Raw genomic sequence first — 20,198 nt, forward strand, 5'->3', positions numbered from 1 at the left:
ATTATTGACGAGGGGTGACATATGGGCCCTCGGGGCGACCGGCCGGGTCAGTCCGTGAGGTCGTCCGAACGCCCGGCCTCGATGCGGGACCAGTGGGGGATGGGGCGTCCATCGCTCCGCAACCGGATGTGCTCCTCGGGCGCTTCGCCCCGGATGCGCGGCCAGCCGGACGGGGAGTCCTCCCACAGCTCCTGGCGTCCGTACGCGGTGAGGTCCATGAGCGCGTAGCTGTAGTCCATCACCTCCACGCCGCGCCTCGTCGTCCAGTACGTCTCGTACACCCGGTCGCCGTCGCGCAGGTAGCAGACCAGGTGCATCATGCCGACCCGGCGGCCGACGAGGAGTTCGCGCTGCGACGGCAGGGCCGAGTACCACGGCACGTCCCAGCCCATGAAGTCCCGGTAGCGGCTGCTCTCGGGGTACGGGCCCTGACAGAGGACGGCGTAGGTGATGTCGCGGGAGTGCAGGTACGACAGTTCCTGCACCTGGGAGCCGATCCAGGTGCAGCCGTCGCACTGCCCGGCCGCGTCGTGACCCTCGTGCCACATGTAGTAGTACGCGATGAGCTGGCGGCGCCCCTCGAAGGCGTCGAGCAGGGTGACCGGGCCGTCGGGGCCGGTCAGTTCGAGGTCGGCGGCGACCTCGACCATGGGTAGCCGTCGGCGGGCCGCCGCGATCGCGTCGCCCTCCCGGGTGTGCGCCTTCTCGCGGATCCGCAGTTCGTCCAGTCGGGCCTGGAAGGCGGTCCGGTCGGCGACCGGCGGCAGCGCCGGCGCGCCCTCGCGCTCGTCGTCGGCGGTGTGCATGACTTCTCCCCTCGGGCGTTCCCCCCATCAACCTGCAACCCAAAGATTGCACATCAGCCAGGCTACTGCAACCGTTTGGTTGCAGTAGCCCTTGTCGTCGAGCGTCTAGCCGACGGGCGCCGCTGCGCGGGCCTCGCCCGGCGGGGCCAGGTGGCCGCCGCAGTGGAGGGCGGCCACCGCAGCCGCGCAGGCCGCGCCGGTCGCGGTCAGCACGGCCCACGGAAGCCACGCCGCCCCGAGGTCGAACAGCGCGCCCACCGCGAGGTTGCCCAGCCAGACCGCGACGCCGGACGCGGTGCTGTACGCGCCGTAGTGGGTCGCGACGAGACGGCCCTTCGCCAGCGTGACGACGGTGTCCATCTCGAACGGGTAGAGCAGCGCGCCGCCCCAGGCCAGCAGCGCGGCGCAGAGCACCAGCGCGGTCAGGGCCACCGCGCGCCCGGCCGCCCCCCGGCCCGCGCCCACGGGCACGAGGAGCGGGACGAACGCGGCGCCCATCACCAGCAGCCCGACGGCGATCGCCCGCGGGCCGGCGAAGGTGCGCTTCGCCCATTCGGTCAGCCGGAGTTGCCCGAGGACGGCGGCGAGCGCCGAGACGGCGAAGACGGCCCCGGTCACCCGTCCCGCGTCCGCGCCGAAGACCTCCCCGGCCCGCAGCGGCAGCGCCAGATAGACCTGGAAGGCCAGGACGTACGAGCCGCTCATGGCGACGGCGAACAGCACGAAGGGCCGGTTGGCGGCGATGGCGCGCCAGTCGGCCGCGACCTCCCGCCAGCCCGGCCGGTCGCCCCGGTCCGCCACCTGCCGGTCGGGGAGCGCCCGGACCTGCACCGCCGCCAGCACCCCGAAGACGACCGCGGCGACGGCGCAGACGACCCGGAAGTCCCAGGTCAGTAGCGCGAGGCCGACGACGGGGCCGGCCAGGATGCCGGCCTGGTAGAAGACGTTGAAGAGGGCGAACGCCGCCACCCGCCGCTCCTCGCCGGCCTCCGCCGCGAGGAGGGCGCGGACCGCGGGGTTGAAGAGCGCGCCGGCGAAACCGGTGAGCAGCAGGGCGACGATCAGCAGGGGCAGGGTGTCGGCCACGGCGAGCAGGGCGAAGGCGACCGTGCGCAGCACGCAGCCCGCGACGATCAGCGGTTTGCAGCCGTAGCGGTCGGCGAGCGCGCCGCCGACGAGGAACAGGCCCTGCTGGGACAGGTTCCGGGCGCCCAGGACCAGCCCGACGGTCCACGCCGCCAGGCCGAGCCCGTGGGCGAGGTGGTCGGCGAGGTACGGCATCAGCATGTAGAAGCCGAGGTTGATGCCGAACTGGTTGACCATCAGCAGCCGTACGGCGGGGGCGAAGGAAGCGAGTCGGGCCCGCTCCGGCGCCCCGGCCCGTGCAGTCCTCATCGGGGGCCGGCCCCGGCCGGCGCGGACGCGGGGGTGCGCCCCAGCGGGTCCCGGACCCGCCGGCACCGCGTCCACCGCCGTACGACGCGTTCGTCCGGCTCGGCGATCTCATCCGGTTCGGGCGCGGGCGGCCCGTCCAGGAGGCCGCGCTCGCGGCACCAGGCGTCGTCGTAGACGGTGTCCAGATAGCGGTGGGGCCCGTCGGGGAAGACGGCCGCGATCCGGGTTCCGACCGGCAGCGTCCGGGCCGCCCAGCCGGCGACCAGCGCCACCGCGCCCACGCTCCACCCGCCGAACGCGTAGTGCCGGCGGGCCAGGAGCCGACAGGCCCACACGGCTTCCGCGGCCGCGACCCAGTGCACTTCGGCGAAGGTCGCGTAGTCGACGTTGCGGGGGTGGATGCTGGAGCCCAGGCCGCGCATCAACCGGGGGCCGGCGGGCTGCCCGAAGATCTTCGAGCCGACCGCGTCGACGCCGATCACCTTCAGCGCCGGGTTCGCCGCCCGGAGCGCGGCGGAGACGCCCGCCGAGTGCCCGCCCGTGCCGACGGCGGCCACCAGGACGTCGACCCGGCCGAGTTGGGCGAGCAGTTCGGCGGCGAGCGGACCGTAGGCGGCGACGTTGTCGGGGTTGCCGTACTGGTCGGGGCAGTACGCCCGCGGGTGGCGCGCCAGGTGTTCGGCGACCCGCAGCCGACGGGCCTCCTGCCAGCCGCCCGCGGGGTGCGGCTCCGTCACCAGGTCCACCCGGGCGCCCAGCGAGGTGAGCAGCTTCGCCACGGCGGGCTCCATCCCGGGGTCGCTGACGACCGTCACGGGGTGGCCGTAGGTCCGCCCGGCCAGCGCCAGCCCGAGGCCGAGGGTTCCGCTGGACGACTCCACGATGGCGGCGCCGGGACGGAGTTCACCCCGTCGGCGGGCCTCGCCGACCATGTGCAGGGCGGGCCGGTCCTTGATGCCACCGGGGTTGGCACCCTCCAACTTGGCGTGGAATCCGCACCCGGGCGGCGCGAAGGGCTCGTCGATCCACAGGACGGGGGTGTCGCCGACCAGGTGCGCGGGGCGGCGGGCGGTCACCGGCACGGGGGCGGAGGCCCCCAGGGCGTGCGGTGCCAGCAGGGAACGGTTCATGTGCGTGACTCCTGCGCACCGCGGCAACGGCACGGGTGCGCATGGGCAGTAGGTGTGGGGGCGCACGGGCGCACCGCACCACCGGTGCGAGGACCACGGGGGTGGGGTGCGCGGCGCCGCCTACTGGCGCAGCACGCAGTGGCGCACGAGTCTCGTCCGGCCGTCGACGGCCTCGGACGGCGCGGCCCGGCACGGCCCGCAGGGCACGACGCGGTCGAGCGCCGCGTCCGACTGCGGCTGCTCGATCGCGCCCTGGGCCGGCGCGTCGGCGTCCTGGGCGCGGGGCCGGTCGACCCCGTGGTCGATGTGCTCGCCCCCGTCGTCGCCCTCGTGCCCGGGCGCGAAGGCGCCGGCGGCCTCGTGATGGCAGGGAGCGGCGGCGACCACGAGGTGCGGGCCGGTGGTGCCCGAGCGGTGCACGGCCCCGGCGAGGTGCGCGACGACGAGCACCACGAGGCCCACCAGCAGGACGAGGCGTCCCGGGGGCCTGCCGGCGCATGCGCCCAGCCGCGAACCGATCATCGACCCAACGTAGGCGATCGACCACCCGGCGTCATTCCGAGCTCGGTGAGCACGTCCGTTCGAGGTCGGCCCGGCGCGGGTCCGGGTCAGTCCGTACCGAACCACGCCTCCGCGAGCGCGGGCAGCGTGCCCGCCGGGGGCGCGCCCAACTCCCGCAGGTACCAGGGCAGGTCGCTGTACACGTGCAGGAGGGCGTACGCGAGCAGTTCGGGCGGCGCGAAGGTGCGGCCGTACGCCGCCGTCAGCCGGGTCAGCAGCGCCCGGTCGCCGGCCGTGACGAAGACGCCGACGCCCACGAAGTCGTACGCCCCGTCGCCCAGCATCGCCGGCTCGAAGTCGAAGAGCCCGGTCAGCCGCCAGCCGTCGGGGTCCACGAGGAAGTGCTCCCGCATGACCTCGGTGTGCAGCAGGGACCGGCCGGGCGCGGACGGCAGCGGGACGGCGGCGAGGAAGTCCGGGATCTGCTCCAGCCAGGCGTCCGACAGCCCGCGCGCCCGCTGCTGCGCCACGGCACCGGCCCGTCGGCGCTCGACGAAGGCGTCCCACTCCCCCGGTCCCAGTGCGTCGTCGAGGGGAGCGGGGTCGAGGGAGTGCAGTACGCCGAGGAGTTCGCCGACCTCGTGGACGAGCCGTTCGCGGTCCGCCGGCGGCACGCGGTCCCAGCAGCGGGCCAGGTTCTCACCGCGGAGCCGGGACATCAGCACGTACCGCCAGCCGTTCTCGTACGCCCCGAAGGCGTGCACCCGGGGCGTCGGGACGGGCAGCCGGCCGTCGAGGTGGGACAGCACCCGGCCCTCGACGACGCCGCCCTCGGCCGCGGTTGCCGGGAAGAGTTTGAGAACGTGCTCGTCGCCCACCGCGTAGACGGGCTGCGAGCCCTCGGCGAACCGCGTCAGCGGTCGGCCGGTGAGCCCGAGCCGATCGCACAGGTCCAGCACTCCGGGACGCATCACGGACTCGTCGGGGACGGTGGCATCCCACTGTTCGACCGTCTCCACCAGCGGCAGCATGCGGGAACCCTAGGTCGTGTCCGCCGCCGCGGACAACGGGGTTTCTCGGGGGCGGGCCGGCGCCGCTCGTGATCCGGCGTCAACTCGTGCGGGGGCGGGGAAGCAACCCGGTCGCAGCACACCGTGAAGCCATCTGGTCACCCCGTGTGGCAGGGTCCCCGGAACGCCCCTAGCTTCGGCTTCATGACGAAAACCCATAAAATCCACAGATTGCCCAGCCGTCGCCGGCGGCGCGCCGGTGTCCTGGCCGTCGCCGCCGCGCTGGTCTCGGGGGTGGCCGCGGTGCCGTCGGCCGCCGCGGGCCACCACGGCGCACGGCACACCGTGCAGCCCGGCGAGTCCGTCCAGGCGGCGGTGGACGCCGCGAAGCCGGGGGACGTCGTCGTCCTGTCGCCCGGCACCCACCGGGAGAGCGTCCAGATCACCACCCCGGGCCTGACCCTGCGCGGCGCCGGGCCCGGCACGGTGCTCGCGCCGCCCGCCGACGCCGAACGGCGCGCCGCGCACGCCTGCGCGAAGGCCGGCAACGGCATCTGCGTCACCGGCACGAAGGACGCGAAGGTCAGCGGGGTCACCATCCGCTCCCTGACGGTCTCGGGGTTCGCCAAGGGCGGGCTGTGGGCCTCCCGCACGGACGGGCTGACCGTACGACAGGTGACGGCCGAGAAGAACGGCACCTGGGGCATCGGGCAGGAGCAGTCCACCCGGGGCGAGTTCCGCGACAACGTGGCCCGCGGCAACAAGGACGCCGGCATCATGCTGACGAACATCGTCGGGCAGGAGGCCGCGGCCCACGACAGCCTCCGCTCGGTCGTCGCGGACAACGAGCTCACCGACAACCGGCTCGGGATCATGCTCAAGCGGATCAGGAACGTGTCCGCGCAAGCGAACGAGATCTCCGCGAACTGCGCCGGGATCTTCGTCGTCAGCGACGAGTCCCGACCGGGCTCCGGTGACATCGCCATCCGCTCGAACACCATCCGCGAGAACAACAAGTACTGCGCCAAGACGCCCCGGCTGCCCGCGATCCAGGGCTCCGGCATCGTGCTCACCGGCTCCGACGCCACCGAGATCCGGGGCAACGTGGTGCAGGGCCACCACAGCACCACCCTGCTGGCCGGCGGCATCATCCTGGCCGAGAGCTACGTGGGCGCCACCAACACGAACAACGTCATCGAGCACAACACCGTGACGGACAACACCGCAGCGGACCTGGTCGACCGCGGCAACGGCTCGGGCAACACCTTCGCCCGCAACGAGTGCGCCTCGTCCAAGCCCAGCGGACTGTGCTGACGCCGGTCCCCATCCCGTCCCCGCACCAACCCGGCCGGGCCGGGCGGACCCCTGGGGAGCGTCTTCGAAGTAGCGTCGTCCGCCCTTTGGGCGGGGCCGGCGGGGCCTGGTGCGTGCGATCGCAAGGCGGAGGAGGGAGTCGATGCGGTGCATTGGCGACCGACGACAACGCGGCGAGCGTGCGTGCCAGGACACGACGGGCAGACGGGACTTCGAAGACACGACCCAGGCGACCCAGGCCGGCCCTGCCCGGCCCTCCCCCACGCGCCAGGAGAACGAAGCCATGACCACCCTGAGCACCAGACCCGACCGGACCGCCGCCGGCACCGACCCCGCCGCCCCTCCCCCGGCGATGCGGCTGCGCGAACTCGCCTTCGGCGCGGCCTGCGCCGCCGCGGTGCGGGCCGCCGCCCGCCTCGGCGTCGCCGACGCCCTCGACGACGAGCCCGCCACCGCGGAACAACTCGCCGCCGCCGTGACCGCCGAACCCAAGCCGCTGCGCCGGCTGCTGCGGGCCCTGGCGTGCTACGACGTCTTCACCGAGCGGCCGGACGGCACCTTCGCCCACACCGAGATGTCCCGGATGCTGCGCGAGGACCACCCGCGCAGCCTCAAGTACATCGCCCTGTGGTGCACCGAGCCGTGGACCTGGGCGGCGTGGCCGCGGCTGGACGACGCGGTCCGCTCCGGGGACACCGTCTTCGACGAGCTGTTCGGCAAGGGCTTCTTCCAGTACCTGCACCAGGACGCGCACGAGTCGGCGCAGGTCTTCAACCGCGCCATGACCACGTCGAGTCAACAGTCCGCGCGGGAGGTCGCCGACGTGCTCGACCTGACGGGCATCGCCTCCGTCGCCGACATCGGCGGCGGCCAGGGGCACGTGCTGGCCAGCCTGTTGGAGAAGCACCCGGACCTGCGGGGCAGCCTGCTGGACCTGCCCGAGGTGGTGGCGAAGGCCGACGCCCGGCTGCGGGCGGGCGGGGAACTGGCCGAGCGCGCCGAGATCGTCCCCGGCGACTGCCGGCACGACATCCCGGTCGCCGCCGACCTCTACGTCATCAAGAACATCCTGGAGTGGGACGACCACAGCACCCTGCTCACGCTGCGGAACGTGATCGCCGCGGCCCGCCCCGGCGCCCGGGTCGTGGTCATCGAGAACCTGGTCGACGACACCCCGTCGATGAAGTTCACCACCGGCATGGACCTGATGCTGCTGCTGAACGTGGGCGGCGCCAAGCACACCAGGGACAGCATGGTGGAGCGGATCACCCAGGCGGGCCTGCGGATCGACGCGGTCCGGCCGATCAACCCGTATCTGCACGCCTTCGAGGCCGTGGTCCCGGAAGTCGCCGCCGCGCACTGAGGCGCCGTCCCCCGTGCACGACCGGGCGACGCCCCGGAGACCCTCCGGTCTCCGGGGCGTCGCCCGTGTCGAGCGCTTGCGTGTTCAGCCGTCGCGCTCCCAGTTGTAGAAGCGGTGCGCCATCGCGTCCTTGGGGCTGCGCCAGGTCGCCGGGTCGTACGCGCGGACGTACGCCTTCAGGTCCTCGCTCAGCCGCTGGAAGTCGGGGTGCTCCGTCACCTTCGCGATCGCCGGGCCCGGCGGCCGGTCCGACTCGATGAGGTGCAGGTACACCTCGCCGAACTGGAACAGGCTGCGCCGCGTGACGCCGACGAGGTGCGGCAGTTCGCCCCGGTCGGACTCGGCGAACAGCTCCGCGATGCCGGGCGCCGCGTCCGGTGCCATCCGGGCGACGATCAGCGCCTGGTGGGTGGTGGTCGCGACGGGGTCGGGGCTCATCGCCGCGCCCCCGCCCGCGCTTCGATCTTGTCTCTGATCAGCGCCATCTGGACCTTGGAGTTCCGGTTGATGTTGTCGGTCATCCACGCGTCGTCGACGGGTGCGTCCGTCTTCATCGCGAAGTCCTGCCGCCAGTGCAGCCGGGTGCCGCCGGGCACCTCCGAGTACTCCCAGTGGATGTCCATGTGCTCGAACGGGCCGGTCTCCACCCGGCGGGCGGAGACCTGCCGCTTCTGCCGGTCGGGGGTGCGTTCGGAGACCCAGCTCCACACCTTGCCGTTCTCGTCCGGGTGCATGGTCAGCCGGAAGGTGGTGGTGTCGCCGCGCCGTTCCAGGATCTCGACCGAGGCGTATTCGCTGAACAGCTGCGGCCAGTTCTCCAGGTCGTTGGTGATCTCCCAGACCAGGTCCAGGGGGGCGGCGACGGTGATCTCGTTCTCGGTGTGTCCGGGCACTTCAGGCTCCGCTCTTCAGCAGGGTGTCGTTGACGAGTTCGAGGAACTCGCGGGGCGTCTTGCAGCGCTCCGCGTCCTGCGGCATCGGGTGGCCGAACTGGTTCTCCAGCGTGGCCACGATCCCGAGGAGGCCCAGCGAGTCCAGGCCGTACTCCTCGAAGGGGGTGGCGGGGTTGTCCGCCAGCGCGGCGGGGTCGACGTTGATGCCGGCGTTCTTGCGCATCAGTTCGGCCAGTTCGCCGTGGGTGAGGCTGGTCGTGCTGTCCGTTTCGCTCATGGGTCGTACTCCTTCGTGCCCTCGATGCAGGGGTCGGGGCGGTCAGCAGGGGTCATTCGGGGGCCGCGCTGCGCAGCACCAGGGCCGCGTTCGACCCCATCAGCCCGCGGCTGAGCACCAGCGCGGTGCGCAGCGGGGTGCGCCTGGCCCGGCCCGTCACCACGTCGATGTCGTGGCAGACGTCGAAGACGTTCGGCGTCGGCGGCACCAGTCCGTGCTCCATGGCGAGCACGGCGGCGGCCACGTCCAGCACCGGGCCGCCGCAGTACGCCCGGCCGATGCCGGTCTTGGGCGCGGTGACCGGTACGCGGCGGCCGTGCGCGCCCAGTGCGTCGACGAGGGCCAGGGCCTCCGCCCGGTCGGCCTCGGGGGTGCCGAGCGCGTCGGCGAAGACGACGTCGACCTCCTCCGGGGCGGTGTCGGCGGCCGCCAGCGCGCCGCTGATCGCCCGGGCCAGCCCCTCGCGGGACTCGGTCCACCGGGAGGGTCCGGTGAAGGTGGCGGCGTGGCCGGCGACGTACGCCCGGGGGCGCACCCCGCGCCGCAGCGCCGTGGACTCCTCCTCGGTGACGAGCATCGCGCCGCCCTCCGCGGGTGCGAAGCCGCACGCGTCGGAGGTGAACGGCCGGTAGGCGCGCGTCGGGTCGTCGCTGCGGCTCAGCTCCGGGTACCCGAGTTGGCAGACCGCCGAGTAGGGCGCGAGGGGCGCTTCGGTGGAGCCCACCACGACGACGTCGGTGCCGCGGGCGACGGCCGCCGCGGACTGGGCGAGCGCGTCCAGTCCGCCGGCCTCGTCGCTGCACACCACCCCGCAGGGGCCCTTGAAGCCGCCGCGGATGGAGACCTGGCCGGTGGTGGCCGCGTAGAACCAGGCGATGGACTGGTAGGGGCCGACGAAGCGGGAGCCGCGGCCCCACAGCTGTTGCAGTTCGCGCTGGCCGAACTCGCCGCCGCCGGAGCCGGAGGCGGTGACCACGCCGACGGAGTACGGCTGGTCCTGGTAGTCGGCGCGGCCGAGCCGGGCGTCGGCGAGGGCGAGTTCGACGGCGGCCATCGCGAAGTGCGTGAAGCGGTCGGTCTGCACCACGAAGCGGTCCTCGATGACCGCGCTCGCCTCGAAGTTGCGCACTTCGCCGCCGACCCGCAGCGGCAGTTGTTCGCAGCCGTCGCGGGAGATCCGGTCGAGGACGCTGATGCCCTCCTGGGTTGACTTCCAGAAGACGTCGGCGCCGATGCCGTTGGGGGCGACGACTCCGATGCCGGTGATCACGGTGCGTCTGTCGGGCCTGGCGCCCGTGGAACTGCCCATCAGGTCCTCCCTCCGGGCCGGGTCATGACGACCGCGGACTGGAATCCGCCGAACCCGCTGCCGACGGAGAGCACGGTGCGCAGCTTCCGCTGGCGGGCGGTGCGCGGCACGTAGTCCAGGTCGCACTCGGGGTCCGCGGTCTCGTAGTTGGCCGTCGGCGGCACCACCTGGCGGTCCATCGCCAGCACGCAGGCCACCAGCTCTATCGCGCCGATCGCCCCGAGCGAGTGCCCCACCATGGACTTGATGGAGCTCATGGGCGTCCGGTGGGCGTGGTCGCCCAGGGAGCGCTTGACGGCCGCCGTCTCGTGGCGGTCGTTCTGCTTGGTGCCGGAGCCGTGGGCGTTGACGTAGTCGACGGCGGTGCGGTCGAGCCGGGCGTGGTCGAGGGCTTCGTCGATGGCGCGGGCCATCTCCAGTCCCTCCTTGGTGAGTCCGGTCATGTGGTACGCGTTGCCGAAGGTGGCGTAGCCGCCGATCTCGCAGTAGACGGTGGCGCCGCGGGCCCGGGCGCGTTCCAGCTCTTCGAGCACGAGGACCGCGCCGCCCTCCCCCATGACGAAGCCGTCGCGGTCGGCGTCGAAGGGCCGGGACGCGTGCTCGGGGTCGTCGTTGTTGGGGGAGGTGGCCTTGATGGCGTCGAAGCAGGCCACCGTGATCGGGGATATCGGGGAGTCCGACGCGCCCGCCACGACGACGTCGGCGCGGCCCTCCTCGATGCTCTGGAAGGCGTATCCGACGGCGTCGAGGCCGGAGGTGCAGCCCGTGGAGACGGTCTGCACGGGGCCCTTGGCGCCGACCTGTTCGGCCACCGCCGACGCGAGGGTGGCGGGGGTGAAGGCGCGGTGCAGGTGGGGGCCCGCCGGGCGGTGGTCGACCGCCCAGCGGGTGCCGGAGGCGGACACCGCGACGTAGTCGTGCTCCAGTCGCGTGGTGCCGCCGACGGCGCTGCCCAGGGAGACCCCGATGCGCCAGGGGTCCTCGGTGCCGGGGTCGATCCCGGCGTCGCGTATCGCCTCCCGGGCCGCGACCAGCGCGAACTGGATGTACCGGTCCTGGCGGGCGGCGTCCTCCCGGTCGAGGCCGTGTGCCGAAGGGTCGAAGTCGACCTCGGCGGCGATCCGGGAGCGGAAGCCCGTCGGGTCGAAGAGCGTGATGCCGCGCGTCGCGGTGCGCCCGTTCTCCAGCAGGTCCCAGAACGCCGGGGCGCCGACACCGCCCGGGGCCACGATGCCCACCCCGGTGACCGCCACCCGCCGCCTCATGAAACGGCCCCCGACCGCTGCGGCGGGCTGCCGTGCGGGGCCGCTGCGGGGGTCTCCTCGGTGTCGACGTGGCCGAGTTCGGGCCGGGGGGCGAGCGGGCCGAGGTGGAAGACCATCCGGGCCTCTTCGTCGCCGACGTTGCGGAACCGGTGCCGCACGTCCTTGGGGATCAGCAGCCCCTGGTCGGGGCGGATCTGCTGGGTGACGTCGTCCAGGTCCACCTCCAGCAGGCCGCTGACGACGTACACGAACTCCTCGGAGTACGGGTGGTAGTGCTCGCCGATGCGTTCGCCGGGCTGCACGATGGCGAGGCCCATGAACCCGCTGGTCGCCCCCACCGCGGTGGGGGTGAGCAGGGCGCGCAGGTCGCCGCCGCGCCGGGTGTTGGGCTTGGTCTCGCTGAGGTCCACGATGCGTGGGGTGTGCGTGGTCATGCTGGCTTCTTCCTCCGTCTGTGGGCCCCGGGCCCGTGCACCCGGTGGACGGGTGCACGGGGCCTGGCCCGGGGCGGGCCGATCGGGCGCGGGGTCAGTTCTCTTCCGGTGCCAGGCGGTCGGTGATGAGCTGCATGTCGACGCGGCTCACGTAGCGGGCCACCGCCGCGTCGCCCGGTTGGACGTCCAGGGCGGTCGGCAGCCGATCGCCGTCGACCAGCAGTCGGGCGAGGGCGGCGGCCTTGCGGGGGCCCTGGACCCCGAGGGCGGCGACCGCGTGGTCCTCGATCGGGCCGCTGACGTCGACCAGGCGGACGACGAGGTCCTCCCGGTGGAAGACGGTGCTGCTGACGATCGGGTACTCGGGGTGCGCCGCGGCCGCCTCGTCCTGTTCGGACAGGAGCCGGGCGACGGCCAGGCCGCAGCCCTCCTTGGCCTCGTAGAAGAGGGCGTGCCGGTTGACCTCGCGCGGCCGGCGGCCCTCGCCGGAGACGTGGTGCACCGCGGGCAGTGCGGCGCGGGTGAAGAAGATCCGGGCGGAGTTGGGGTCGTCCAGGTCCCGGTCCTGCTCCAGATAGGGGTTGATGGCCTCCTCCACGGCCCGCACTTCGGGCTGCCGGGCGACGTGCCGCAGCGCGGCCATCAGGTCGCCCTGCACTTCGATCGCCCGCACGACGCGGTTGCCGTGCATGAAGAGCGAGGTGCGTTGCAGTCGGGTGTGGTCGTCGACGCGGGCGGCCGGTGCGCTGTAGCCGGCGAGGATCTTGGCGACGGTCTCCTCGCTGCCGGGCCGCACCGTGAAGGTGAGGGCGTGGCGCACGACGCCGTCGCCGACGCGCACCGAGGCGCGGGCGTCGGCGGGCGGCCTGCGCTGCTGTTCGGGGGCGACGCTGAACGCCTGTCCGGTCTCCCGCAGCACGTTGAACTTCAGCGACCGGGTGTCCCGCACGCAACTGTGCAGCGGTTGGACGGTCTGCACGTGCTCCTCGCTGTTGACCCAGGCGAGGAAGGGCGGTGCGCTCTCCCACTCGCTGGTGATCAGCCACTGCGAGGGGTTCTCGATGGACTGGCAGAGTTGGTCGCTGATGTGTCCGGGCACCGAGGCGACGCTGTTGCGCATGTGCTCGTACGCCTCCAAGAACTCCCGCTGCGCGCCTTCGTGCAGGTCGAGCAGGAGGATCACCCGGAGCCTGGAGCCGTCGAAGACGGATTGCGATATGCGTTCCGACAAGGTGGTCATCGGTGTTCACACTCCTTCGCGACCACGCCCGTCGGGCTGCGGGCCCACCCGCTCGTCCGTCGTCCGTCCGTCGCTTGCGTGTTCGTTCCCTCGTGGGTGTCGGGTGGTCCGCGCGCCGGCGGCGGGGCGGTGCCCCTCGGCTGCGCGCGTTCGCCCCGACGTGCCGGGGCGCTCCCGTGATCCGATCGTGATCCGCCGGCACGGGCGGCGCGAGAGATGGACACCATGCGGGTGAATGGGCGGGGGAACCGTTCCTGCACCGGGCACACAGAAGCCATGGAAGAGCCCACGAACGCCCTGGACGAAGCCACGAAGCAGTCGACGACCGCGGCCGCCGCACCGACCGCCGAAGCGCCCGCGCACCGGGTGCCGGTGCTGGTCGTGGGCGGGTCCCTGGTGGGCCTGGCCACGTCCCTTTTCCTGAGCCGGCACGGCGTCCCGCACCTGCTGGTCGAGAAGCACTCGGGCACCTCCACCCATCCGCGCGGCCGGGGGATGAACCTGCGCACGATGGAGCTGTTCCGGGTCGCCGGGGTGGAGCGGGAGATCCGCGCGGCTTCGGCGGTGCTCGCCGACAACCACGGCATCCTCCAGGCGCGTTCCCTGACCGGGGACGGCGAGGAGTGGCTGTTCCGGGAAATCGACCCGGGCGGCGGCCACACCAGGATCAGCCCCAGCGGCTGGTGCCTGTGCAGCCAGAACGACATCGAGCCGGTGCTCGACGCGCGGTCCCGTCAGTACGGGGCCGATCTGCGCTTCTCGCACGAACTGCGCTCCTTCGAGCAGGACGAGCAGGGCGTGACGGGCCTGGTGGAGAACCGGGAGACCGGCGAGCTCCTTCGGGTGCGGGCGGACTACCTGGTCGCGGCGGACGGGCCGCGCAGCCCGGTGCGCGCACAACTCGGCATCGGGCAGAGCGGGAACGGCGAGCTGTTCCACAACGTGAGCATGACGTTCACCTCGCACCGGCTGGCCGAGGTCGTCGGCGACCGGCGCTTCATCGTCTGCTACCTGACCAGCCCGGGCGCCGACGGCGCCCTGCTGCCGGTGAACAACCGGGAGCTGTGGGTCTTCCACGCGCCGTGGCACCCAGAGGAGGGCGAGCCGCTGTCCGCCTTCACCGACGAGCGGTGCAGCGACCACGTCCGGGCCGCCGTCGGGGTCCCCGACCTGGACGTGGAGATCACCGGAAAGGCGCCCTGGCACGCGGCCGAACGGGTCGCCGAGCGCTATTCGTCCGGCCGGGTCTTCCTCGCCGGAGACTCCGCGCACGAGATGTCGCCCACCGGCGCCTTCGGCTCCAACACCGGCATCCAGGACGCGCACAACCTGGCGTGGAAGCTGGCGGCGGTGCTGGGGGGCTGGGCGGGGCCCGCCCTGTTGGAGACGTACGGCGCCGAGCGCCTCCCGGTCGCCCGGGCCACCAGCGCCCGCGCCTCGGCCCGCTCCGCGGAGCACAGCCACCCGGGCTACGCGCCCGCCACCTCCGCGAGCACCCGTCGGGGCGACGTCCTCACGGTCGCCATGGGCTACTGCTATCCGAAGGGCGCAGTGCTCGGCGCGGACGCGCGGATGCCGGTCGTCCCGGACCGGATGCGGATCACGGCCGAGCCGGGCACCCGGGCACCGCACCTGTGGGTGACCCGCGCGGGCGAAAGGATCTCCACGCTCGACCTGTACGAGCGGGTGCCGGTGCTGCTGTGCGGGGAGGGGTCCGTGTGGTGCGAGGCGGCCCGCCACGACGCCGCCCGGCTGTCGGTGCCGCTGGAGGTGCTGGCCTTCGGCCACGGCCCGGGTGCGGACCTGGTGCCGGAGGACGAGGTGGACTGGGCCGCGGTGCACGGCGTGGAGCCCGGCGGAGCGCTGCTCGTACGGCCGGACGGCTTCGTCGCCTGGCGGGCGGCCGGCCCCTCGCGGGCTCCGGAGGCGGCGGTGGCCGAGGCCCTGACGGCGGTGCTCAGCCTGGACAGCCGTACCCCGGAGCAGGAGGCGAGGATGCTCGCCGGGGAGGTGAACGACCCCAGCAGTTCCCGCGTCTGAGCCGGCGCCGGCCCGCGGGTCCTCCCCGGGGCCCGGCGTCCGGTCCCGCCTCCCGTCGCCCGGATTCGCCCGTGCGTGCGCAGTCCGGCCCCACCGTGCGCGGCTGGCCCGCCCCCTGAGGGAGGTGTAGAAAGAGGACATGACCGTACGATCCGGTCGCCCCCGTCTGCGTGCGCTGTTGGGGATGCTCACGGTGCGCTCCGTCGCGGGCCAGGTCTTCCTCCTCCAAGTCGTGATCGTCATCCTGCTCGTCGCCGCGGGCATCACCGCGCTCGTCTTCAACGCGCAGTCGGACGGCGACCGGGAGGCGCAGCGCCGGGCCCTCGCGGTGGCGGAGACCTTCGCCAACGCGCCCGGCATGGAGGCGGCGCTCAAGAGCCCCGACCCCTCCGCCGTGCTCCAGCCGCGCGCCGAAGCCGCCCGCAAGGCGGCCGGCGTGGACTTGATCACGGTCGCGAACACCGAGGGCGTGCGGTACACCAACCCCTATCCGGAGCTGATCGGAAAGAAGTTCACCGGTCCGATCGAGCCGGTGCTGAAGGGGGGCACGGTCATCGAGCACTTCGAGGGGCCCCCGGGTCCGTACGTACGGGCGACGGTGCCGGTGCACGCCCCCGACGGCACCGTGATCGGACTGGTGGCGGCGGCGGTGCGGCTGGAGCGGGTGAGCGGGGTCGTCGAGGAGCAGTTCCCGCTGCTGCTGGGCGTCGCGGCCGGCGTGCTGCTGCTCGCCACCGTCGGCACGGCCCTGGTCACCGGGCGGCTCAGACGCCAGACGCACGGCCTGGGTCCGGAGGAGATGACCCGGATGTACGAACACCACGACGCGGTGCTGCACGCCGTGCGGGAGGGCGTGCTCATCCTCGACGAGGACCGGCGGATCCTGCTCGTCAACGACGAGGCCCGCCGACTGCTGGGGCTGCCGGCCGAGGTGGAGGGGCGCACCGTAGACGAGTTGGACCTGGATCCGCACACCGCCCGGCTGCTGGCCGACGGCCGGGTCGCCAACGACGAGGTGTACCGGGTCGGGCAGCGGCTGCTCGCGGTGAACCAGCGCACCACGGACCAGGCCGGCGGCCCGCCCGGCACGGTCGCCACCATCCGGGACTCCACCGAGTTGGAGGCGCTCAGCGGTCGGGTGGACGTGGCCCGCGAGCGGCTGCGGCTGCTGTACGACGCCGGTGAGGAGATCGGCACCACGCTGGACGTGGTGCGCACCTGCGAGGAGCTGACGGGCTTCGCCGCGGCCCGGTTCGCGGACTACGCGACCGTGGACCTGGTGGAGGCGGTGTTGCGGGGCGAGGAGCCGACGACGACGGGGGCGGCGGCGGACATGCGGCGCACGGCCTTCAGCGGGCCGCGGGACGACACGGCGCTGTTCGCGCTGGGCACCACGATCCGCTTCCTGCCGTCGACGGCGCTGGGTGCGGGGATCATCAACGGCGAGGGCGTCATCGAACCGGACCTCGCCGCGTACGGGGGGTGGCAGCAGCAGTCCCAGTCCCGGGCCCGCCGGCTGGTCGCCGCCGGCTTCCACTCGATGGTCGCGGTGCCGCTGCGGGCCCGCGGGGCGGTCCTCGGGGTGGCGATGTTCTGGCGGGCGGAGCGGCCGCAGCCCTTCGACGAGGACGACCTCTCCCTCGCGGAGGAGTTGGTGGCGCGGGCCGCGGTGAGCGTGGACAACGCCCGCCGCTACTCCCGGGAGCACACGATGGCGGTCACGCTCCAGCGCAGTCTGCTGCCGCGGGGGCTGCCCGAGCAGAACGCGTTGGACGCCGCGTACCGCTACCGCCCGGCGCAGGCGGGCCTCGGCGGGGTCGGCGGCGACTGGTACGACATCATTCCGCTGCCGGGGTCCCGGGTGGCGCTGGTGGTCGGCGACGTGGTGGGGCACGGGCTGCACGCCGCCGCCACGATGGGTCGGCTGCGCACGGCGGTGCACAACTTCTCCACCCTCGACCTGCCGCCGGACGAGTTGCTGTGGCACCTGGACGATTTGGTGGCCCGGCTGGACCAGGAGGAGGCGGACGGCACTGCGGAGTCAGCCGGTTCGGCGGGGTCGGCGGGCGCCGTGGGCGTTTCGGGTGCCGAGCCGGGCTTGGTGGACCAGCCGGAGGCCGGCATCACCGGCGCGACCTGTCTGATCGCGATCTACGACCCGGCCACCGGTGCCTGCACCATGGCCCGGGCCGGCCACGTGCTGCCGCTGGTGGTCCACCCGGACGGCACGGCCGCGTTCGCCGCAGTGCCGGGCGGCCCGCCGCTGGGCCTCGGCGGGCTCCCCTTCGAGACGCTGGAGGTGGTGTTGCCGGAGGGCAGCACGCTGGTGCTGTACACGGACGGTCTGGTCGAGGACCGCGACCACGACATCGACGAGCGGCTCGCCCTGCTGCGCGACGTCCTCTCCGGCCACGGCGGCCGCTCGCCCGAGGAGACCTGCGACGCCGTGCTGGCGGCCCTGGTGCCCGAGAAGCCCCGCGACGACATCGCGCTGCTGGTCGGCCGCACCCGACTGCTGAGCCCGTCGCAGGTCGCCGAGTGGGCCGTGCCGTCGGACCCGTCGGCGGTGGGCGACGTACGGGCCCGGGTGGCCCGTACGCTCACCGACTGGGGCCTGGAGGAGGAGGCGTTCACGACCGAGTTGATCCTCAGCGAGTTGGTCACCAACGCCATCCGCTACGCCGTCGGCCCGATCCGGGTGCGGCTCATCCGGGACCGGGCCCTGATCTGCGAGGTGTCCGACCACAGCAGCACCTCGCCGCATCTGCGCCAGGCGGCGAACACGGACGAGGGCGGCCGCGGGCTGTTCCTGGTGGCGCAGTTCGCGGACCGCTGGGGCACCCGCTACACGACGGACGGCAAGGTCATCTGGACCGAGCAGCCGCTGTCCCGGGACGAGTCGCCCGACGGTTGAGCCGGCTGCGCCCCGGCCGTCAGGATGCGGCGGCGCGACGGCGCCTGAGGTACCAGACCCCGCCGCCGGCGCCGGCCGCCACGACGAGCGCGCCGGCCGTGACCGCGACGAGGGCCCCGTTGCCGCCCCCGTCGTCGCCGTCGCCCCCGTCGGCCTTCGGGGTCGGCGTCGCCGCGGCCGGTGGAGATGCGGTGGAGTCCGAGGCCGCCGGGGCCGGTGCGTCCGTGTCGGGTGCGGGGTCGGCGGAGGCCGTGGACCGCGCGGGGGCGCTCGGCGGCGGGGTGGACGGGGCGGCGGGCCGGAAGGGCACGGGCCGGGCGTCGGGGGCCTTGGGCTTCAGCGCCAGCACCGGCGCCGGGTTCTCCGGCTCGGCGCCGCCTTCGGGGACCTCGATCCAGCGGGCGACCTGGCCGTCCGCGTAGGTCTCCATCACTTTGAACACCAGCCGCTTCGCGTCCGGAAGTTGGTGGACGACGATGCTGTGCACGGCGTCGGTGCCGGTCGGCAGGGGCTTTCCGCCGACGACGTACCCGCCCTGGTTCTGGGCGAACCGCCAGCCCTTGGGCGCCTGCTTCAGGCTGACCGTGCCGGGCGATATGCCCTCGGGCAGCATGACCTGGATCGCGCTGAGGCCCGCCTTGCGCGATTCGGCCTCGGAGGTGAGGGTCACGGTCACGTTCGTGGCGAGGGCGCGCGCCTCGGACGCCTCGACGTGGGCGTGGGCCGCCGCCGGCGGGGCGAGGGCGAGCACGGCGACCAGCGCGGCGGCGGCCGCGGGCACCGTGCGCCGGGCGGCGCGGGACAGTGGGGACGTCCTCATGGTTCTCCTCAGATCGTGCGGTGCGCGTGTGACGCCGTTGGTGCCGCGTCCTGGGGATGACGGGAACATCATTCCCGAACGGGCCCTGGAATCGGGCCTGTTCGATCACTCACCCGCACACTTCGGAGCCGTACCGACCCGACCGTGCCCCGATGGCGAACGGGCCGCCGTGCCCGGGGCCGGCTCAGATGGCGTACCGCCAGATCGTGACCATGTACGCGCCGTACCAACTGCCGAACAGCGTGGCTCCCGCCAGCACGAGCACGGCCGTACGGGTCCGGGCCCGGCCCAGCGCCCGGGCGAAGGGCAGCAGGAAGATCAGCGCGGGCACGAGGAGCCGCAGCTTGGAGTGGTAGTAGTTGCTCTGCGCCAGGGTCAGGACCACCACCGTCGTGCCGTACACGAGCAGTGGGGGCCAGGCGTCCCGGCGCCAGGCCACCGCGGTGGCGACGACCGCGCCGACGAGGAGCACCGCGGTGCTCACCGGCACCCAGCCGTCGCCGCGCTCGAAGGTGTCCCGCAGGAAGGCGAGGAAGCCGGCGCCGTTGTCCCAGGCGGTCCCCCAACCGGCCTCCTGGATCAGGAACCAGGCATTCCACTGACCGGCGCGCACGCCCACCCAGAGCAGATACGCGGGGGTTCCGACGCAGGCCAGCACCACCGCCGCGAGGGGCCGCCACTCCAGGCGCCCGGCGCGGCGCAGGGCGAGCAGGGCGGCGAGTGCGAGCGCGACCGCCAGCGCGAAGGCGGCGGGTCGGGTCAATCCCGTCAGCAGTCCGGCGAAGCCCGCGGTGAGCCAGGCTCCGCGGTGCGCGGCGAGCAGGGCGGCGGCGGCCAGGGCGACGAACAGGGCCTCGCTGTAGCCCATCAGGAAGGTGAGCGCCATCGGCTGGGCGCCGGCGAGGAGCACGATCCCCACGGTCGCGGTGCGGCGGTCGTAGAGCCGGGTCAGCAGCGCGTGGACGGCGAACATCGCGCCCACCAGCGACAGGTGCGCGACCACCAGGGCCGCGGCGCCCGCGTCGAGGCCGGTGGCGCGGTGCAGGCCCCCGGTGAGCAGGGGGAAGAGCGGGAAGAAGGCGAGGTTGTTGCCGCCGATCTCGCCCGACTCGGTACGGGTGAACCCTTCGGGGTACCCGTCAGTGGCTATGTCCAGGTACAGCAGCGCGTCCCAGGCCAACAGCCGGTCGCGTATGCCGGGGCCGCCGGGCGGGATCATCACGGCCAGCACCGCGAGGTGGACCAGGGTGCTCAGCACGTAGGTGCCGAGGACGGTCCGCACGACGTGCCCGGGCGCGCCGGGGCGCGCCTCGGGAGCCGTGGCCGTGGGCCCCTCCGCGTCCGCTTCACCGTCGGCCGACGACGGGGTCTTCTTCGACGGCCCGGGCTGCGCGGGCACCAGGGAGGTGCCGGCGGTGGACGTCGGGGCGTCGGTCAGGGTCGGATCGGCCATCGTGCTCCTCGCAGGTCGGACTTCGCCGTCCTTA

Annotated in this window: 18 protein-coding genes; 4 read left to right on the forward strand and 14 right to left on the reverse strand. The window is 73.6% G+C overall.

Annotated features, from left to right (window positions below; all coding sequences use genetic code 11):
* Positions 1 to 47: 47 nt before the first annotated feature.
* From ACH4E8_RS30345 to ACH4E8_RS30365, 5 genes are all read right to left on the reverse strand, one after another.
* Positions 48 to 806, reverse strand: coding sequence for a DUF899 family protein (locus ACH4E8_RS30345; protein WP_398454288.1), 759 nt, complete (start codon positions 804 to 806; stop codon positions 48 to 50).
* A 105-nt stretch (positions 807 to 911) separates the two neighbouring features.
* Positions 912 to 2,201, reverse strand: a complete 1,290-nt coding sequence (locus ACH4E8_RS30350) for an MFS transporter (protein ID WP_398454291.1) — start codon at positions 2,199 to 2,201, stop codon at positions 912 to 914.
* Positions 2,198 to 3,331, reverse strand: a complete 1,134-nt coding sequence (locus tag ACH4E8_RS30355) for a PLP-dependent cysteine synthase family protein (RefSeq protein ID WP_398454293.1) — start codon at positions 3,329 to 3,331, stop codon at positions 2,198 to 2,200. The genes ACH4E8_RS30350 and ACH4E8_RS30355 overlap by 4 nt, the downstream gene beginning before the upstream one ends.
* A gap of 120 nt (positions 3,332 to 3,451) precedes the next feature.
* Positions 3,452 to 3,853, reverse strand: a complete 402-nt coding sequence (locus ACH4E8_RS30360; RefSeq protein WP_398454295.1) for a hypothetical protein — start codon at positions 3,851 to 3,853, stop codon at positions 3,452 to 3,454.
* Positions 3,854 to 3,939: 86 nt separating this feature from the next.
* On the reverse strand, positions 3,940 to 4,863 hold the full coding sequence (locus ACH4E8_RS30365) for a phosphotransferase family protein (protein ID WP_398454298.1): 924 nt from the start codon (positions 4,861 to 4,863) through the stop codon (positions 3,940 to 3,942).
* Positions 4,864 to 5,046: 183 nt separating this feature from the next.
* On the opposite strand from ACH4E8_RS30365, the gene ACH4E8_RS30370 reads away from it, so the two are divergent.
* Both ACH4E8_RS30370 and ACH4E8_RS30375 read left to right on the forward strand, forming a co-directional pair.
* Positions 5,047 to 6,156, forward strand: coding sequence for a nitrous oxide reductase family maturation protein NosD (locus tag ACH4E8_RS30370; RefSeq protein WP_398454301.1), 1,110 nt, complete (start codon positions 5,047 to 5,049; stop codon positions 6,154 to 6,156).
* A 283-nt stretch (positions 6,157 to 6,439) separates the two neighbouring features.
* Positions 6,440 to 7,519: a methyltransferase gene (locus tag ACH4E8_RS30375; protein WP_398454304.1), complete on the forward strand. Its 1,080-nt coding sequence runs from the start codon at positions 6,440 to 6,442 to the stop codon at positions 7,517 to 7,519.
* A gap of 84 nt (positions 7,520 to 7,603) precedes the next feature.
* Here ACH4E8_RS30375 and ACH4E8_RS30380 read toward each other — a convergent pair whose 3' ends face one another.
* The 7 genes from ACH4E8_RS30380 to ACH4E8_RS30410 form a co-directional block, all read right to left on the reverse strand.
* Positions 7,604 to 7,957, reverse strand: coding sequence for a TcmI family type II polyketide cyclase (locus ACH4E8_RS30380; RefSeq protein WP_398454306.1), 354 nt, complete (start codon positions 7,955 to 7,957; stop codon positions 7,604 to 7,606).
* The gene (locus tag ACH4E8_RS30385) at positions 7,954 to 8,412 is read right to left on the reverse strand and encodes an SRPBCC family protein (protein ID WP_398454309.1); all 459 of its coding nucleotides are present in this window, start codon (positions 8,410 to 8,412) and stop codon (positions 7,954 to 7,956) included. Before ACH4E8_RS30385 ends, ACH4E8_RS30380 begins: the two co-directional genes overlap by 4 nt.
* 1 nt (position 8,413) lies before the next feature.
* Entirely contained in the window at positions 8,414 to 8,689 is a 276-nt protein-coding gene (locus ACH4E8_RS30390) for an acyl carrier protein (protein ID WP_398454312.1), read from the reverse strand.
* Between the two features lie 52 nt (positions 8,690 to 8,741).
* On the reverse strand, positions 8,742 to 9,998 hold the full coding sequence (locus tag ACH4E8_RS30395; RefSeq protein WP_398454314.1) for a ketosynthase chain-length factor: 1,257 nt from the start codon (positions 9,996 to 9,998) through the stop codon (positions 8,742 to 8,744).
* Positions 9,998 to 11,263 carry a beta-ketoacyl-[acyl-carrier-protein] synthase family protein gene (locus tag ACH4E8_RS30400; protein ID WP_398454316.1) on the reverse strand — a complete coding sequence of 422 codons (1,266 nt, stop codon included), beginning with the start codon at positions 11,261 to 11,263 and terminating at the stop codon, positions 9,998 to 10,000. Before ACH4E8_RS30400 ends, ACH4E8_RS30395 begins: the two co-directional genes overlap by 1 nt.
* Positions 11,260 to 11,697: a cupin domain-containing protein gene (locus tag ACH4E8_RS30405; protein ID WP_398454318.1), complete on the reverse strand. Its 438-nt coding sequence runs from the start codon at positions 11,695 to 11,697 to the stop codon at positions 11,260 to 11,262. Before ACH4E8_RS30405 ends, ACH4E8_RS30400 begins: the two co-directional genes overlap by 4 nt.
* A 94-nt stretch (positions 11,698 to 11,791) precedes the next feature.
* Positions 11,792 to 12,937, reverse strand: a complete 1,146-nt coding sequence (locus tag ACH4E8_RS30410; protein ID WP_398454320.1) for a SchA/CurD-like domain-containing protein — start codon at positions 12,935 to 12,937, stop codon at positions 11,792 to 11,794.
* A 276-nt stretch (positions 12,938 to 13,213) separates the two neighbouring features.
* Between ACH4E8_RS30410 and ACH4E8_RS30415 the strand changes: the two genes are divergently transcribed.
* Positions 13,214 to 14,977, forward strand: coding sequence for an FAD-dependent oxidoreductase (locus tag ACH4E8_RS30415; protein ID WP_398454322.1), 1,764 nt, complete (start codon positions 13,214 to 13,216; stop codon positions 14,975 to 14,977).
* Between the two features lie 139 nt (positions 14,978 to 15,116).
* Entirely contained in the window at positions 15,117 to 17,891 is a 2,775-nt protein-coding gene (locus tag ACH4E8_RS30420) for a SpoIIE family protein phosphatase (RefSeq protein ID WP_398454324.1), read from the forward strand.
* A 19-nt stretch (positions 17,892 to 17,910) separates the two neighbouring features.
* Here ACH4E8_RS30420 and ACH4E8_RS30425 read toward each other — a convergent pair whose 3' ends face one another.
* Together ACH4E8_RS30425 and ACH4E8_RS30430 are read right to left on the reverse strand one after the other, a co-directional pair.
* Entirely contained in the window at positions 17,911 to 18,711 is an 801-nt protein-coding gene (locus tag ACH4E8_RS30425) for a DUF1775 domain-containing protein (RefSeq protein ID WP_398454326.1), read from the reverse strand.
* Positions 18,712 to 18,895: 184 nt separating this feature from the next.
* Positions 18,896 to 20,164, reverse strand: coding sequence for a hypothetical protein (locus ACH4E8_RS30430; protein ID WP_398454328.1), 1,269 nt, complete (start codon positions 20,162 to 20,164; stop codon positions 18,896 to 18,898).
* Between the last annotated feature and the right edge of the window lie 34 nt (positions 20,165 to 20,198).

The organism is Streptomyces sp. NPDC017979, from assembly GCF_044328175.1.
In the GTDB taxonomy this organism is placed as follows: Bacteria; Actinomycetota; Actinomycetes; order Streptomycetales; family Streptomycetaceae; genus Streptomyces.